Origin of the sequence: Bradyrhizobium sp. AUGA SZCCT0283 (assembly GCF_018130385.1) — a bacterium.
GTDB lineage: Bacteria > Pseudomonadota > Alphaproteobacteria > Rhizobiales > Xanthobacteraceae > Bradyrhizobium.
The window spans coordinates 164,223-180,758 of sequence record NZ_JAFCLU010000009.1; the positions used below are offsets into that span (position 1 = coordinate 164,223).

13 protein-coding genes are annotated in these 16,536 nt (G+C 64.5%); 7 read left to right on the top strand and 6 right to left on the bottom strand.

Annotation, left to right across the window (positions count from 1 at the left end):
• Positions 1-10: 10 nt before the first annotated feature.
• On the bottom strand, positions 11-1,264 hold the full coding sequence (locus JQ624_RS15135; protein WP_212419690.1) for a PLP-dependent aminotransferase family protein: 1,254 nt from the start codon (positions 1,262-1,264) through the stop codon (positions 11-13).
• A gap of 73 nt (positions 1,265-1,337) precedes the next feature.
• On the bottom strand, positions 1,338-1,874 hold the full coding sequence (locus JQ624_RS15140; RefSeq protein ID WP_212419691.1) for a DUF3124 domain-containing protein: 537 nt from the start codon (positions 1,872-1,874) through the stop codon (positions 1,338-1,340).
• Between the two features lie 58 nt (positions 1,875-1,932).
• Here JQ624_RS15140 and JQ624_RS15145 point away from each other — a divergent pair, with 58 nt between their 5' ends.
• From JQ624_RS15145 to JQ624_RS15160, 4 genes are all read left to right on the top strand, one after another.
• Complete coding sequence (locus tag JQ624_RS15145) at positions 1,933-3,660, top strand: cation:proton antiporter (protein WP_212419692.1); 1,728 nt, start codon at positions 1,933-1,935, stop codon at positions 3,658-3,660.
• Positions 3,661-3,817: 157 nt separating this feature from the next.
• Complete coding sequence (gene ribB / locus JQ624_RS15150) at positions 3,818-4,894, top strand: 3,4-dihydroxy-2-butanone-4-phosphate synthase (protein ID WP_212419693.1); 1,077 nt, start codon at positions 3,818-3,820, stop codon at positions 4,892-4,894.
• Positions 4,895-5,043: 149 nt separating this feature from the next.
• Positions 5,044-6,258 carry an acyl-CoA dehydrogenase gene (locus tag JQ624_RS15155; RefSeq protein ID WP_212419694.1) on the top strand — a complete coding sequence of 405 codons (1,215 nt, stop codon included), beginning with the start codon at positions 5,044-5,046 and terminating at the stop codon, positions 6,256-6,258.
• Positions 6,259-6,387: 129 nt separating this feature from the next.
• Positions 6,388-7,308 carry an MBL fold metallo-hydrolase gene (locus JQ624_RS15160; RefSeq protein ID WP_212419695.1) on the top strand — a complete coding sequence of 307 codons (921 nt, stop codon included), beginning with the start codon at positions 6,388-6,390 and terminating at the stop codon, positions 7,306-7,308.
• 19 nt (positions 7,309-7,327) lie between these two features.
• Here JQ624_RS15160 and JQ624_RS15165 read toward each other — a convergent pair whose 3' ends face one another.
• Positions 7,328-8,530: an ATP-grasp domain-containing protein gene (locus tag JQ624_RS15165; RefSeq protein WP_212419696.1), complete on the bottom strand. Its 1,203-nt coding sequence runs from the start codon at positions 8,528-8,530 to the stop codon at positions 7,328-7,330.
• 52 nt (positions 8,531-8,582) lie between these two features.
• Positions 8,583-9,434 carry a DUF1499 domain-containing protein gene (locus JQ624_RS15170; protein WP_212419697.1) on the bottom strand — a complete coding sequence of 284 codons (852 nt, stop codon included), beginning with the start codon at positions 9,432-9,434 and terminating at the stop codon, positions 8,583-8,585.
• 723 nt (positions 9,435-10,157) lie between these two features.
• Here JQ624_RS15170 and JQ624_RS15175 point away from each other — a divergent pair.
• The gene (locus JQ624_RS15175; RefSeq protein WP_249129810.1) at positions 10,158-11,204 is read left to right on the top strand and encodes a hypothetical protein; all 1,047 of its coding nucleotides are present in this window, start codon (positions 10,158-10,160) and stop codon (positions 11,202-11,204) included.
• Between the two features lie 66 nt (positions 11,205-11,270).
• Complete coding sequence (locus JQ624_RS15180; protein ID WP_212419769.1) at positions 11,271-12,461, top strand: TAXI family TRAP transporter solute-binding subunit; 1,191 nt, start codon at positions 11,271-11,273, stop codon at positions 12,459-12,461.
• 195 nt (positions 12,462-12,656) lie between these two features.
• Here JQ624_RS15180 and JQ624_RS15185 read toward each other — a convergent pair whose 3' ends face one another.
• A complete protein-coding gene (locus JQ624_RS15185; protein ID WP_212419698.1) occupies positions 12,657-14,285 on the bottom strand; it encodes a fatty-acid--CoA ligase in 1,629 nt (542 codons plus the stop codon).
• An 85-nt stretch (positions 14,286-14,370) separates the two neighbouring features.
• On the opposite strand from JQ624_RS15185, the gene JQ624_RS15190 reads away from it, so the two are divergent.
• A complete protein-coding gene (locus tag JQ624_RS15190) occupies positions 14,371-15,546 on the top strand; it encodes an extensin family protein (protein WP_212419699.1) in 1,176 nt (391 codons plus the stop codon).
• A gap of 29 nt (positions 15,547-15,575) precedes the next feature.
• Here the strand turns inward: JQ624_RS15190 and JQ624_RS15195 are convergent, their stop codons facing one another.
• A complete protein-coding gene (locus JQ624_RS15195) occupies positions 15,576-16,265 on the bottom strand; it encodes a L,D-transpeptidase (RefSeq protein WP_212419700.1) in 690 nt (229 codons plus the stop codon).
• Between the last annotated feature and the right edge of the window lie 271 nt (positions 16,266-16,536).

The following is a 16,536-nucleotide window of genomic DNA, read 5'->3' on the forward strand; positions in this document are numbered from 1 at the left end:
TCTTGGGAAGTCAGCGACCGAGCTTCGCGCCGCGCTGCTCCACGTTCGCGATCCGCGCCGGCACGCCAAATTCCTTGCGGCAGACTTCGGCGAGCACGGCGACGCCCTCGCGGATCTGTTCCTGCGAGGGGCTGGCAAAGCACAGCCGCAGCCGGCTGCCGGCATAGGCCTTGTCGGTCGACCATTCCGGTCCGGGATTGATCGCGACGCCGGCGGCGAGCGCGGCCTGATAGAGTTTCAGCGTATCGACATTGTCGGGCAGCTTTACCCACAGGAAGATGCCGCCCGCAGGCGCTTCGAACTCGGCCGCGGTGCCGAACTGCTCGTTCAGCGCTTCCATCAGCGTGTCGAGCTTGGCGCGCAGGCCGCGCGTCAGCTTCGGCACATGGGTGGAAAAATGCGGCGCGCAATATTCCGCCAGCACCATCTGCTCCAGCGCGCCGCTTCCGGCATCGGTCTTCAGCGCCAGCATCCGCGACATCATTTCCCAGGGCGCAACGATGAAGCCGACCCGCAGCGCGGGGGCGATCGACTTCGAGAACGAGCCGATGTGAATGACGCCGCCGTGCCGGCTCATGGCATAGATCGCGGGCGGGCGCTTCCCCGTCCAGATCAGGTCGGCGTAGCAATCGTCCTCGAAGATCGGCACGCCGTATTGCTGCGACAGTTTCAGCATTTCCGCGCGCCGCGCCTCCGGCATGATTGAGCCGGTCGGGTTCTGCACGGTCGGGATGGTGTAGATGTATTTCGGCGTGATGCCGCGGCTCTTGTGGTCGGCGAGGGCTGCCGCCAGCGCATCCATCCGCATGCCCTGATCGTCAAGGGGAATGCCGACCGCCTTGACGCCGAGCCGCGTCAGCCGGTTCAACGCGCCCTGATAGGTCTCCTGTTCGACCAGCACGGTGTCGCCGCGCGCCAGCAAGGTTTGATTGACGAGATCGAGCGCCTGCAGCGAGCCCGAGACGATCATGATGTCGTCGGCGCTGCAGGTAATACCGGCGTCGCGCTTGAGTTTTGCCGTGAGGAATTCGCGCAGGGGACGATAACCCTGCGGACCGCTGGCAAGCCCGTAGGTCGCGAGCGTCTTGCCCTCGCGCCGGAGCACGGCGTTGACCGCGTCGATCAGGCCGTCGACCGGAACCTGGTCGGGATCGTTGTTGCCGCCGACGAAACTGTATTTGGCAAGGCCCGTCCACCGCGCTGCCGGCGCCGGCAATCCGGCGGGCAGCAATGGCGCGAAATCGAAGGGGGTTGCGGTGGACATGGAAATTCACTCCCGTTTTGTTTTTCGTTGAGAAGGCCGCCCTGCGGCCTTCTTGCAGGCTCGTTCTTGCAGGCTAGTTCTTGATGATCCTGATCGGCCGCCCCTGACTGATGAAGGCATAATGCCCGGCGCCGATGCCGCCGACCATCAGCGCCTCGACCGCAGGCTCGGCGATTTCGCCTGTGGCCGCCCAGTCGACCACGAAATTGGCCCCCGTTCCGCCGCGCACGTCATTCGCGGGAATGAAGACTTCGACGGTTGCGAACGGCTTTAGCGCAACCGGTGACTTGAGGTAGCTTTCCACCATCTTGCCCGATGTGTCGAAATACGCGACCCGCTTCAATACCAGAGGACGGGTTTCGGAAGCGTTGTGGACGCTGAGGGTAACCGAAAAATCCGCCCGCAGCTTGCCATGGCTCATCGAGACGCTGGAATAGACCGGCACGTAGAAGGCGCCGGATACGGCGAGATTTTCTGTCGGCAACGCGGTGAGGGAGGCGACGAAGGTCTGTTCGATGGTGCCGGTCTGTGCGCTGGCGGCGGGGGAATACAGTATCGACAGTGCAGCCAGAATCGCGAGAAAAGCCCCCTTTCCATGGCTGTGACACATTGCTTGTTTGACCCCTGCGCCGGGACCTCTAGGTTGGGGTAGGGGCAGAAACGGACCTATGCACGAGCTTATTCGCGATATCACCTTATGCATCCTGTTCGCCTGGGTGCTCGGCCTGTTGGCGCATTTTTCCCGGCAGCCGCTGATCCTGGCCTACCTTATCGCCGGGTTCCTCATTGGTCCATTCGGCATGGGCTGGGTCAAGTCCCAGGATTCGATCAACGTCATCTCCGAACTCGGCCTGATCTTCATGCTGTTCATGATCGGGCTGGAAATCGACCTGAAGAAGATCGTGCGCGCCGGCAAGGTCATCCTGTTTGCCGCCGGCGGCCAGTTGATCGGCGGCGTCCTGCTCGGGATATTGTTCTTTATCGGAATCGGCCTGTCGATGGGAAATGGCCATTTCGACGCGCTGTATCTGTGCATCGCCTGCGCGCTGTCGAGCACGGTGATCATCGTCAAGGTGCTGTACGAAAAGCGCGAACTCGATACGCTGCCCGGGCGGATCACGCTCGGCGTGCTGGTGCTGCAGGACATCTTCGCGATCCTGTTCCTGGCGGTGCAGCCGAGCCTCGATAATCTGCAAGTGAGCGTGATCCTGTTGTCGATCGTGCGGGTCGGCGCGCTGGTGGCGACCGCGCTGGTGCTGAGCCGCTATGTGCTGCCGTGGCTGTTCCACCAGATCGCACGCCGGCCGGAACTGATTCTGCTCGGCGCATTGGCCTGGTGCTTTCTGATCGGCGAGATCGCGGAGAGGCTGCATTTGTCGCGCGAGATGGGCTCGCTGGTGGCGGGCGTGTCGCTGTCGACCTTCCCCTATGCGCTCGATGTCACCGCCAAGGTGACCACGCTGCGCGACTTCTTCATCACGCTGTTCTTCGTCGCCCTCGGCATGACGATCCCGATCCCGGGGGCGTCGGTGATCGGGCTGGCGCTGATGATCGCGGCCTTCACGGTCGTCAGCCGCGTGGTGACGACGTTCGTGCCGCTCTATCTGATGAAGCAGGGCCTGCGCGCCAGCCTGCTGCCGGCGATCAACCTGGCGCAGATCTCGGAATTTTCGCTGGTCGTGATCCAGACCGGCGTTACGGCGGGCCACATCAAGACCGAGACGTCGAGCGCGGCGTCGTTCGCCTTCGTGGTTCTGGCGGTCGTGAGCACCTTCGTGATGGCGCGCAGCGACCAGGTGACGCGTGGCCTGATTGGTCCGCTGAAGCGTATGGGTCTGCGCGATCTCGATCACAAGCATGACGCCGACGCCGGACATGAGGGCGGGCACGGGGAGGCGCGCCGGGTCGTCATCCTAGGTTTTTTCCGTGCCGCCAGCGCGCTGTTGGCCGAGATCGAACAGCGCAATCCGGCGGCTCTCGAGCAGATCACGGTGATCGATTTCAATCCGCTGGTGTTCCGGACCCTGACCGACCGGGGCATGCACGTGGTCTATGGCGACATCAGCAATGTGGATACGCTGGTGCATGCGGGCGTCGGCAAGTCCGAACTGATCATCCTCAGCATCCCGGACTCGCTGTTGAAGGGCGCCGACAACGAAAAGCTGGTCCGGCATGTCCGCTCGCTCAACCCGACCGCCAAGATCGTCGCGACCGCGGAGATCCTGGCCGACGTCAACGACCTCTACGAGGCCGGGGCCGACTACGTGACGGTGACCAGGCTCAGCGACGCCCATGAGCTTTACAAGGTGATCGAGGCCGCGCAAGCCGGGCTCCTGGAAGACAAGCGCGCCGAGACCGACGCGCTGCTCAGCGAGCGCCGCGAGGTGCTGCCGTAGAAACGGGCCTGCGTTGCCCGGATTGCGCTTCGCCTCATCCGGACTACGGGCCGGCATCCTGGTATGCCTGTGGGCGACGTTGCCCCGCGTTTTGACGCTGGCGCAGGACATTGAGTCCGGCTAATGCACTGGCTGTAGATAGCGAGATGTTGGAAAAATGGCCGATACCATCCAGGAAGTTCTGCAAGCCTTTGCCAAGGGTGAACTCGTCGTCGTCACCGACGATGACGACCGGGAGGGCGAGGGCGATTTGATCGTCGCGGCCTCGCTTTGCACCGCGGAGAAGATGGCGTTCATTATCCGCCACACCTCCGGCATCGTCTGCGCGCCGATCACCACCGACGACGCGCGCCGGCTGCGGCTCGATCCGATGGTGGCGCACAACGAGTCCAACCACACCACCGCCTTTACCGTCTCGATCGACTACAAGCCCGATGGCGGCACCGGCATTTCGGCGGATGAGCGCGCCTCGTGCTGCCGCGCGCTCGCCAATCCCAACGCCGGCGGCAACGATTTTGCCCGGCCCGGCCACATCTTCCCGCTGATCGCCCGCGACGGCGGCGTGCTCTTGCGTTCCGGCCATACCGAGGCGGCGGTCGATCTCTGCAAGCTCTCGGGGCTCCCGCCGGTCGGCGTCATCTCCGAGTTGATGAACGACGACGGCACCGTGATGAAGGGCGAGCAGGTTGCGCGTTTCGCCGCCACCCACAAGCTCAAGCATGTCACGATCGCTGACATGATCGCCTACCGCCAGGCGCGCGAGAAGCTGATCGAGCGGGTCGCCACCTTTACTACCGACAGCCCGATCGGGCCGCTGCAGGGCTACGCCTATCGCTCGCCGTTCGACGAGATTGCGCATGCCGCCTTCGTCTATAACGGCATCGGCGACGGCAAGAACGTGCTGACGCGGCTGCACAAGCCGAACATCGTCAAGGATCTCTTCGCCGGCCCGGCGCGCGTGCAGATCGTGCTGAACCATTTCCAGAAGGCCGGCCGCGGCGTGCTGGTCTATCTGCGCGACGGCGCGGCCGGGGTTCCGGTCCAGCCGGTCGGCGAACAGAAAACCGCGGAGGCCGATCGCAACCGGCAATGGCGTGAAGTCGGCGTCGGTGCCCAGATCCTGCGCGATCTCGGTATCACCTCGATCGTCAACCTCACGTCCTCTGTGCACGACTACAAGGGACTTTCCGGTTTCGGCATCGAGATCGTCTCCAACGAAAAGTTGGAGGGATAGAGTTCGTCATTCCCCGATTTGCAACGGCAAATCTGAGGTTCGCGCCTTCGACGCGCCCCCGGAACGACGCGGGAAAGATTTGCGCTTCTGCCGATAGCGCATTAATTTGTCGACAATTCCATGAGGACAGTGATGCGAAAGGGATTTTCATGAGCGTGCGCCCTCAAGCCAAGGACAAGCCGGCGGCGGCTTCTTTCCAGTGGGACGATCCGTTCCTGCTCGACGAGCAGCTCACCGAAGACGAGCGCATGATCCGCGACACCGCGCGCGCCTATGCGCAGGACAAGCTGCAGCCGCGTATCGTCAAGGCCTATCTTGAAGAGAAGACCGACCGCGAGATCTTCAACGAGATGGGCGAGCTCGGGCTGATCGGTATCACGCTGCCGGAGGAATATGGCTGTGCGAACGCGAGCTACGTCGCCTATGGCCTCGTGGCGCGCGAGATCGAGCGCGTCGATTCCGGCTATCGCTCGATGAACTCGGTGCAGTCGTCGCTGGTGATGTACCCGATCTACGCCTATGGCGACGAGAACCAGCGCAAGAAATATCTGCCGAAGCTTGCGACCGGCGAGTGGGTCGGCTGCTTCGGCCTGACCGAGCCGGATGCCGGCTCCGATCCCAATGGCATGAAGACCCGCGCCGAAAAGGTCGCCGACGGCTACCGGCTGACCGGCAGCAAGATGTGGATTTCCAACGCGCCGATCGCCGACGTCTTCGTGGTGTGGGCCAAGTCCGCCGCGCATGACAACCAGATCCGCGGTTTCATTCTCGAGAAGGGCATGAAGGGCCTGTCGGCGCCGAAGATCGGCGGCAAGCTGTCCTTGCGCGCCTCGATCACCGGCGAGATCGTGATGGACGGCGTGGTGGTGCCGGAAGACGCGCTGCTGCCCAACGTGAGCGGCCTGAAGGGCCCGTTCGGCTGCCTCAATCGCGCCCGCTACGGCATTTCCTGGGGCGCCATGGGCGCGGCGGAAGACTGCATGCACCGCGCGCGGCAATACACGCTCGACCGCAAGCAGTTCGGCCGGCCGCTGGCGGCAACCCAGCTGGTGCAGAAGAAGCTCGCCGACATGGAGACCGAAATCGCGCTGGGGCTGCAGGCAAGCTTGCGCGTCGGCCGCCTGATGGACGAGGGCAAGTTCGCGCCGGAAATGATCTCGATCGTCAAGCGCAACAATTGCGGCAAGGCGCTCGACATCGCGCGGGTGTCCCGCGACATGCACGGCGGCAACGGCATCCAGATCGAGTACCACGTGATGCGCCACACCGCGAATTTGGAAACCGTGAACACCTATGAAGGCACCCACGACGTCCACGCCCTGATCCTGGGCCGGGCGATAACGGGTATTCAGGCGTTTTCGTAAGCCGCTTGCTCGTCATTCCGGGGCGCGCCGAAGGCGCGAACCCGGAATCTCGCGCCGTATTCTTTTTTCCCACCTCGGGATTCCGGGTTCATCGCTGCGCGATGCCCCGGAATGACGCCAAGAAAAACCATGGCCGACAACGACGACATCCCGTTCAACCGCGACTTCCCGCTCAAGCCCGGAGTCGTCGATGAAGCCCGCCCCGGCGTGCGGCGCGTCCTCTGCAACAATCCGAGCCCGTTCACCTTCACCGGCACGGTCAGCTACATCGTGGGTCGCGGCAATGTCGCGATCATCGATCCCGGTCCCGACAACGAGGCGCACGCAAAGGCGCTGCTCGACGCCGTGCGCGGCGAGACGGTGACGCACATTCTCGTCACCCATACCCATCGCGACCACTCGCCGAACACCGCGCGGATCAAGGCCGCCACCGGCGCGCCTGTTTATGCCGAGGGGCCGCATCGCGCCTCGCGGCCGCGCTTCGAGAGCGAGAAGCACAATCCGGAATCCGGCGCCGACCGCGACTTCAGGCCTGATATCGAAGTCGAGAACGGCGACGTCATCGAAGGGCAGGGCTGGGCGCTGGAGGCGGTCGCAACGCCGGGCCACACCGCCAACCATCTGGCGTTCGCGTGGCCTGAGCGAAAGATCAACTTCGTCGGCGATCACGTGATGGGATGGTCGACCTCGATCGTGGCACCCCCGGACGGATCGATGATCGATTACATGGCCTCGCTGGCGCGGCTGGAGAGCCGGGACGAGGATCTGTATTTCTCCGGCCATGGGCCGGAAATTCGGGAAGGGCCGCGTTACGTCCGCTTCCTGACCCGGCACCGCCAGGCGCGCGAAGCCTCGATCCTGCATCGCCTCGCCAAGGGCGAGGCCGACATCCCGACCATGGTGCGCGCGATCTATATCGGTATCGATCCGCGGCTGACCAACGCCGCCGGATATTCCGTGCTGGCGCATCTGGAAGACCTGGTCGCGCGCGGCATCGTGGCGACGGACGGCGATCCGGTGATCGGCGGGACGTACCGCCTGGCGTCCTGATCCCTGATTCCAAGACGCGTCAGCGCTCGCTCGCCGAGATGATCTTGCGCCAGGCCTCCGGCGTCAGCGAGTAGGGGCCGGTGGCGCCAGCGTGAAACAGGCGCCACAGGGACGGTTTGATCAATGTCGCGAGCACCGCCAGGACAACCGGCAGCGCGGCTATCGGGTCGCCATCGACCGGCGTCAATTCCTCAGCCGCATCCTTATAGTCGCCACGGCATCGCAGCGCGGCAATCAGCTCGCGCAGCACCGCGACGCGCCGTCCGTGTTCCGCCGCGCCCAGGACAGACAGCAGAAGTTGGCGCGAGCGCACGCCGCCTTGCCCGGCCGGCACCGCCGGGGGATGACCGCCCTGGGCCAGCTCGAGCATGGCGCCGACGAGATCGACGCCGGCGATGTGTGCGTTGATCGGCTCGACCAGCCGCGGATTGACGTCGATGACCAGCGGTCCATCACCAGTGACGATGACATCCATCGAGATGGGCCCATGCCAGTCGAGCGCCTGCACCAGCCGCTGCAGATATTCTTCCAGCTTCGGAAGCCGAATGCTTTCCTTCACCGCGGCGCCGCCGCCGATGCCCTCGATCACACGCCGATTGGCGTGATGGGCAACGAGCCGGCCGTGGTCGGCGAGCGCCTGCACCATCGCAAGCGGGCCCGAGGCTTGCGTCTGCACCAACAGCTCCTCGGTACCGAGCCCGAGCGCCGCAGCTGCGGCGACGAGTTCGTCCGCCGTGGCGGCGCGGCGGACGCCGGCGCTCGCGGTCGAGATCGGTCGCTTCACGAACACGGGAAACTGCCCGATCGCAGCAAGATCGTTCTTGCTGCGTACCACGACGGAGGCGGGCTGCGGAATGCCGATCGCATGCAAGGTGCGCCAGGCCTCGATCTTGTCCTGCACGCGGCGCAGCGCGGCGAAATCCGGAACCACCGTTGCCACCTCGAGCCGGCTGCGCTGCGCCGACAGGACCGCCACCTGCTCCTGCGTCGGCAGCAGCACGTCGATGGCGCGCAGCCTGGCGATGCGGTTTGCCGCCGCAAGCCAGGCCATCGGATCGTCGGCGAAGCGCGGCACCCGATGCAGCGCGCGGACATGACGTGTGAAACGGGTGAGGCAGAACGGCGTCGAGGAAAGGACTTCAACGTGGTGACCAAGCGCGCCCAGCCGTGTCGCGACTTGGCGGGAGGTCAGACCGGAACCTTCGCTGAGGAGCACGCGCATGACATCATTCCGGATATCCCGGGTTCGCTCGCGCCCAGGACTGGCTAACGCGTCACTTCTTCACCGTCTTGGCCTGCGCCTTGGCCGGCGCTTGCGGTTTCTTCGGCGCCGCCGGTTTGGCGCTATCGACCGCGGTATTGATGTCCTCGATCAGCTTGGAGACGCGCGCGGCGTTGCTGCCGAGGTCGCTTTCGAAATAGCGCGAGGAGGAGCGGATATCGACGCGCGATTCCTCGCCGTCGGGCGTGATGCGGATCGAGATGTCCTCGCGAAATCCCATGATCGGCGTCCGCGCCACCGCCTCGATGCGGCCGATGCGGCGCGGCAACTGCGGCGGCCGCTCGTCGATCACGAGCCATTTGCGCTTGGTGACCAGCGCCAGCGTCACCTCATAGGCCCGCTGCGGCGGGACTTCGAGCTCCACCGTCTCGATATCGGGGTAAGCGATCCGCTGCTGTTCGGCCGAATAGAGCCCGGCATAGACCGCCGAGTTGGCGCCTTCGCCGCTGCGCAGCCGCGCCAGCGCCTCGAAGCGCGGCGGATCGATCGGGTCGGTGGTGATGTCGTGGATCGGCGGCAGCTTGCGGTATTGGAGGGCGAGGTAGGCCGGGTAGGCGAGCAGCAGGGCGTTGATCAGGAACGCCAGCAGGATCCGGCCCATGCCGCGCGACCCGTTCTGCCAGATCGCGGCAAAGGCAGCGAGGCCGACCAGGATCGAAAGCACGGCGCAACCGAGCGCGCCGAAGAAGGTCGCCAGCGCCGGCTTCATCTCCAGGAAGCCGAAACGGACGATGAGGATCGAGACCACCACCGCGACCACGGCAAAGATGGCGAGGTTGCGCGACCAGGTGGCGAGGCTGGACACGGGCTCCGACTGGTAGGGAGCGGAAAACCTTCGGGCCATCGGTAAATCTGCCGGGTTGGAGTCTGTCTGGCCGACGGGCGGGGCCGGGCTGCAAACTCGCAACGTGAGACCACGGCGGGGCGCGAATTTCAAGGTTTGCGCGTTATACTTCTTGGTTGAAGCGTTTTCTTGGCGCGAACCGGTATCCACTTCGCTCGAAAACGCTATTAATCGGCCAATGCGCTGATGACGGCAACCTTGCCGGTTAACCATCCCTGTAAATTGATTATTAGTTGTAGATTGAAGTCGGTCCAACTTTCGTCTACCTCTCGCCGTCTGGTTGTCGTATTTGCCGCAACACGGGACTGTCCTGCACGGACACGGCGAACCGCCAACTAAACGGGAAACGGCGGGTGTCAGCCGGAAGCGCTGCAGGATGATCTCAACTCCCGGTCCTTGTTTCCGGGCGGAGCCGCAAAGATGCGGTTGCGCCCATCCGGAGTTTCAGGGATCATCGCATAGGGCGCAATCGGCATACGTCCGCGGGGCTGGTGGATAGCCTCATGAGGGCGAGTGTTCAGTATGAGTAGTGATGCAAAGCACGAAGGATATGTCGGCCCGAATGACCCGGCATATTATGCGCCGCGCGAGCTGAGGGAACGGTCGACCAGCGAGCAGCCGGGCACGATGCCCATCCAGACCGAGGAGTGGCGCCCGCGAATGCCGACGGAAGGACCGCCCTTGCAACCATTTGGCAAGCCTCCACGCCGCCAGGATTCCGAAATGTTCACCAAAGCCGTCGCGCAGGCCATGCAGGAGGCGAGGGAAGTGGCGCCGGTCGAAGCGCCATCCGTGCTCCGCGATCTGTCGGGGCGGCGCGCACTGCTCCAGCAGGTCATCCGCTTCTCGATCGCGGTGGCGATTGCCGCGAGCATCGCAACGCTTCTCGTGATGGCCATTCCGTCTTCGCAACGCCCCGCCGGCCAGGACAACGCGTCGCTTTCGGCCGCCTGGCAGTCGGTAAAGTCGTCGGTTACCCCGGCGCCGCAGCCGCCGCCACAACAGAAGCGTACGGCGACCCTGGCCGTGCAGGACGGCAGCGGCTTCGCCAACGATCCCGTGCCGCTCGGAATTCACGTCGGCGCTCCGCCGCCCGGCGCGTTCGTATCCATCAACGGACTGACTGCCGGCGCGCGGCTGACGTCCGGCAAGCGTATCGGCGCCGGCGAGTGGCGTGTGCCGGCGACGGAGATTTCCGGCGTTTCGGTCATTCCGCCGGAAGGATTCACCGGCCAGATGCTGGTGACTGCGGAATTGCGTGACGGTAACGGCGCGGCTCTGACCGGCACCTCCACGCGGCTGACCTGGCAGGCAGCAGCGCCAAGCCTTGCCGCGGTAGCGCCAAGGGTCGCTGCGACGCCGCCGGTTGCCGTGCCGCCGCCAGTTGCCGCACCGCCGCCAGTCGCCGTGGCGCCGCCGGTCGCCGTGGCCACGGCCGCGCCGTCGGCGATGCCGGTCACGCCGCAGGCGGAGGTCGTGCGCAGCCTCGATCCGAGGGAAGTCGCCGCCCTGATCAAGCGCGGGCAGGATCTGCTCTCAAGCGGCGACGTCCAGTCGGCGCGGTTGTTGCTGATGCGCGGCGCCGAGGCGCGGAATGCGCGGGCGGCACTGCTCGTCGGCACGACCTACGATCCGGCGCTGCTCAGGCAGATCGGCGCTGACGGTCCGATGGCGGACGCCGCCCAGGCCCGCATCTGGTATCAGCGGGCAAAGGAATGGGGCGAACCCGACGCGCAGCGAAAGCTGGAAGCGCTGGCGCTCTCGCGCTGATTTCGACCGGGCGCGTTCGCACGCGCCGGTCAAATTATTTTTGAGTACCGGAGTTTTTCCATGACGATGCGATTCGCTACCCGCGTGGCGTCTCGCTGCGCGGTCGCGCTGTTGTGCGCGACATCGGCCTTCGCCCAAGGCAACCCGCAAGGCATCAAGGGCGAGCTCGATCCCGGCGCAGTGAGCGACGGACTGAAGGCAATATTCAGCTATTCCAGCGGGAACAAGAGTACGCGCGAACGGCTCAACGCCAACACCGTCACTGTCGTGACGGGCACGATCGGCGGCACCTACGTCCAGTTCGGGGCGGACCTCGCCTCGGTGCTCGACGACGGCAACCAGATGCGCGTGCTGCCGATCGTCGGTCGCGGATCGGTGCAGAGCATTGCCGACATCCTTTTCCTCAAGGGGGTCGATCTCGGCATCATGCGTGCCGACACGCTCGATTACCTGGAAAGGAAGGGCTACACCGGCAACATCCGCGGCCAGTTCGCCTATATCACTAAGCTCTACAATGAGGAGATGCACGTCGTCGCCAGGACGTCGATCAAGAGCCTCGCCGATCTGAACGGCCGGCGCGTTGCCGTCGACCTGCCGAACGGAGGAACGTTCGTCACCGCGATCACGATCTTCGAACGGCTGGGCATCAAGCCGGTCTACGCCTTCATCGAGCAACGCATCGCTTATGAAAAGCTGAAGAACGGCGAACTCGATGCGGTCGTGGCGGTGCAGGGAAGCCCGTCCAAGGCCGTCAGCCAGGTGAAGGGAGACAACCTGCATTTGGTCCCGATCCCCTACAGCGAACCGCTGCAAAGCGATTATCTGCCGTCCGTGCTGAAGGCCGAGGACTATCCGTCGCTGATCCCGCCCGGTGGCCGTGTCGACACCGTCGCCGTGCCGGCGATCCTGGCCGCCTACAACTGGTCGCCGAAGACCGAGCGATACGGCAAGGTCGAGCATTTCGTGAAAATATTCTTCGACCGCCTGAAATCGCTGCAACAGCCGCCGTTCCATCCGAAGTGGAAGGAAGTGGTGTTGAGTGCGCCCTTGAAGGGATGGACGCGCTTCCCGGCGGCCCAGGAATGGCTCGACAGGAATGCCACCGTTGCGTCGGACACGCGCCAGAGATTCGAGCAGTTCATCGCCGCGCAGGCCCGTGACACCGGCGGACAGGATACGCGAGCGGCGGAGGACGACGCGACGCTCTACCAGCAATTCCTGAAGTGGAAGGAAAGCCAGCCGGGCGCCAGGCGCTAGCGCGGGATCAAATCAGGTTGGGCCGTGATGACGGACCAACTCGTGCCCCTGCGTGAGTGCTGCGAGCCGGGGCCCGTCCTACTTTGCATGGGGTTGTTTTCGATATTTTGAGTCCGGGCCCCTGCGGTGCATCGCGAAAAGGCCGCCTTCCTTTGCGGGAAGGCGGCCTTCTTTAATTCGGGCGGGGAGTTCGCCTCACGCCGCGGCGGTCGGGAAGCGGTAAGCCTTGAACTGTTCGCGCAACGCGGTCTTCAGGATCTTGCCGGTCGCGGTGTGGGGAATGCCGTCGACGAAAGCGACGTCGTCGGGCATCCACCATTTGGCGATCTTGCCATCCATGAACTTCAGGATGTCCTCGCGGGTGGCTTTCTGGTCCTGCTTGAGTTGTATGATCAGCAGCGGACGCTCGTCCCATTTGGGATGATAGACGCCGATAACAGCGGCTTCCGCGACCGCGGGATGACCGACCGCGAGGTTTTCCAGGTCGATCGACGAAATCCATTCGCCGCCGGACTTGATGACGTCCTTGGAGCGATCGGTGATCCGCATGTAGCCGTGCTGGTCGATGGTCGCGACGTCGCCGGTATCGAAAAAGCCCTCGTCGTCGAGGATCTCGGTATCGACGTGGAAATAGGCCTTGGCGACCGCCGGGCCGGCGACCTTGAGGCGGCCGAAAGTCTTGCCGTCCCACGGCAGTTCCTTGCCGGCATCGTCGGTGATCTTCATCTCGACGCCGAACGGCGGATAGCCCTGGGTCTGCAGGATGTCGAGCCGCTCCTCGCCGGTGAGTTCGGCAAATGGCGGCTTCAGCGCGGCGACGGTGCCGATCGGGCTCATCTCGGTCATGCCCCAGGCGTGGCGCACGCGAATGCCCATGTCGACGAACGCCTTGATCATCGAGCGCGGCATCGCCGAGCCGCCGCACACCACGCTCTTCAGGTGGGGCAGCTTCAGGTTTCCGGCGGCCATGTGATTGAGCAGCATCAGCCACACGGTCGGCACGCCGGCGGTGTGCGTGACCTTCTCGGTGTCGAGGAGTTCATAGACCGAAGCACCGTCGAGCTTGGCGCCGGGCATGACGAGCTTGGTGCCCATCGAAGGCGCGGAAAACGCGATGCCCCAGCTATTGGCATGGAACAATGGCACCACCGGCAGCATTGTCTCGGCGGCGCTGGTGCCGAGGGCGTCGACATTGTTGGCCATCAGCCCGTGCAGCACGTTGGAACGGTGCGAATACAACACGCCTTTTGGATCGCCCGTGGTGCCCGAGGTGTAGCACATCGCGGCCGCGGTATTTTCGTCAAAATCCTTCCATTTGAACTTGCCGTCGGCTTCCGCGATCCAGTCCTCATAGGCGACCGCGTTTTTCAGCGTGGTCGGCGGCATGTGCGCCTTGTCGGTCAGCACGATGTAGCGTTCGACGCTCGGCAGGCTGGCGGCGATCTTTTCCAGGATCGGCACGAAGGTGATATCGACCATCACCACGCGGTCCTGCGCGTGGTTGATGATCCAGGCGATCTGGTCGGGGAACAGCCGCGGATTGATGGTGTGGCAGATCGCGCCGATTCCCATGATGCCGTACCAGGCTTCGAGATGGCGCCAGGTATTCCAGGCGATGGTGGCGACGCGGTCACCGAGCTTGATGCCGTCGCGGTCCAGCCGTTGCGATACTTTCAGCGCGCGTGCATGAATTTCGGCGTAATTGGTGCGATGTATGGGACCTTCGACCGACCGCGTGACGACCTCTTGCGTGCCGTGATACTTCGCCGCGTGTTCGATAATCCGATGGCAAAGCAAAGGCCAGTCTTGCATCAATCCGAGCATACGCACTTCCCTCCGATGGTTTGTTTGTTGCCGCTCGATCCGCCGACTGTACGGGCGGACCGGGGGGTGGGTTCATGGAATTGACATGAACTTTACCGCGCAGAACGCAAGCCGGAAATGGGCTTATGGCGCCTTTCGCCGCCTCAACCCGGCAATGGTTACCGCTGCCGCGGTGGCGCTCCTGCTTGGCATGCCAACCGGGCCGGCGGTTGCGGCGAAAGCGTCCCGTCCGGCGCCTTGGGCGGACCTGTTCAGGGATGTATCGCCAAGGGAACGGGGAGCCCCGCGGGCAACGGCGCGCCGCGCGGCGGTGCCGCTGCCGAAGCCGCGCCCGTCCGAGGCCCCTTCGGCCGAACGCGACAAGCCGGACAAGCAGCAGCAGGCCTCGCCCCCGAACGGCAAGCCCGGCGAACAGGCCGCGCCGGCACCGCAGCCCACGCCACAGCCATCGGCCTGCCGGCTGGCGCTGACCGACGCCATCGCGATTGCGCCCAGCATCCCCGACATCAAGGGCGCCGGCGGCTGCGGGGGCGAGGATCTGGTGCGGCTGGAGGCGATTGTGCTGCCGGACAAGCGGCAGGTTTCGGTGAAGCCGGCGGCGATCCTGCGTTGTCCCATGGCATCTGCGCTCGCCGAGTGGATCCGCAGCGATATCGCGCCGCTGGCGGAGCGCCTCGGCAGCTCCGTCTCCGATCTCGACAATTTCGACTCGTTCGAGTGCCGCGGCCGCAACCGCATCGTCGGCGCCAGGCTCTCCGAACACGGCCGCGCCAACGCGCTCGACGTTCGCGCCTTCAAGTTCGCCGACGGCAGCTCGATCTCGCTGACCGACCGCACCGTGCCGCGGGGATTGCGCGAGAGTGTGCTGCATTCCGCCTGCACGCGGTTCTCGACCGTGCTGGGTCCAGGCTCGGACTGGTACCACGAGGACCATATCCATCTCGACCTGATGGAACGGCGCGGCAATTACCGGATCTGCCAGTGGGACGTGTGGGACCCGCTGCCGCAGACCGCGCCGCTATTGCCGGCCGAGCGGCCCGAGGAAGCGCCGCCGCGCGAGGCCGCCGCCAAGCCGGACGAAGCCAAATCGGATGCCAAGTCTGGTGCCGAGTCTGGTGCCAACTCTGATGCGAAGCCTGATGCCAAGTCCGCGGCTGAGCCGGAAGCTGAAAAAAAGAATGCCGAAAAACCGGATCAGGCCGAGCCGCCGCGCGAGGAGAAGCCTGCAAAGAAAAAGCGCCGGCAAAACCGGCGCTCTTGATGTTCGGCTGCGGTGTAACCGGCAGTCGGCTACTGCGGCGTCGGGCCGTTGTTGCCGCCGCCCTGCAGCGCCATCTTGGAATTGTACGGCGAGTCGCCCTGCCTGGGTTCGAGCACGACAACCACCGTGCCCTGCTTCACCCGGCTGTAGAGGTCGATGACGTCCTCGTTGGTCATGCGGATGCAGCCCGACGAGATCGAGGCGCCGATATATTCCGGCTGGTTGGTGCCGTGGATGCGGAACAGCGTGTCTTTGTTGCCCTGGTACAGATAGAGCGCACGGGCGCCGAGCGGATTATCGACGCCGCCGGGCACCGATGCGGGCAGGCCTTCGATGCGCTTGTGGATATCGGCCGTGGGCGTCCATTTCGGCCATTCGGCCATGTTGCCGACGCGGGCGATGCCGGAGAACGCGAGGGCTTCCTCGCCGACGGTGACGCCGTAGCGGATCGCCTTGCCGCCGTCCTGGACCAGATAAAGGTAATGATTATCGGAATCGACGACGATGGTGCCGGGCAGTTCCTTGCGGTGATAGTCGACGATGGCACGGCGGAACGGCTCCGCCGGCGGCACCACGGCATAGCGCGCCTTGGCGAGCTGGGCCTTGTCGTTCGGCTTGAGGGTGGCTTCAGGGGCGGCCTGATAGGTGGTTGCCGGCATGCAACCAGACAACGCAAGGCCGGCGGCAAGCAGCCCCAGGATTACTTTCAGCGACGACATGGCGTACTTCCAATCGAAAGTCTTGCGTTCGCAGCAACAATCTTGCGGCCCAAACGCGACGATTCCATTAATCCCAGTATCCGCAAAATCCGGCTGATATGCCAGCGTTTGCGCACCGGTTTCGCGTTGCGGAAGCGCGGCTGTGGCTTTTATGCCGCAAATTTTGCGACTTGCGGTTGATTTCCGGGCAGGGGTACGCCGGGGCCGAATAGTGGCCGCGCGGGCGCCACCTCGCGGCCACAAATATGGATCGGCGGTTAATGCGCCGGTC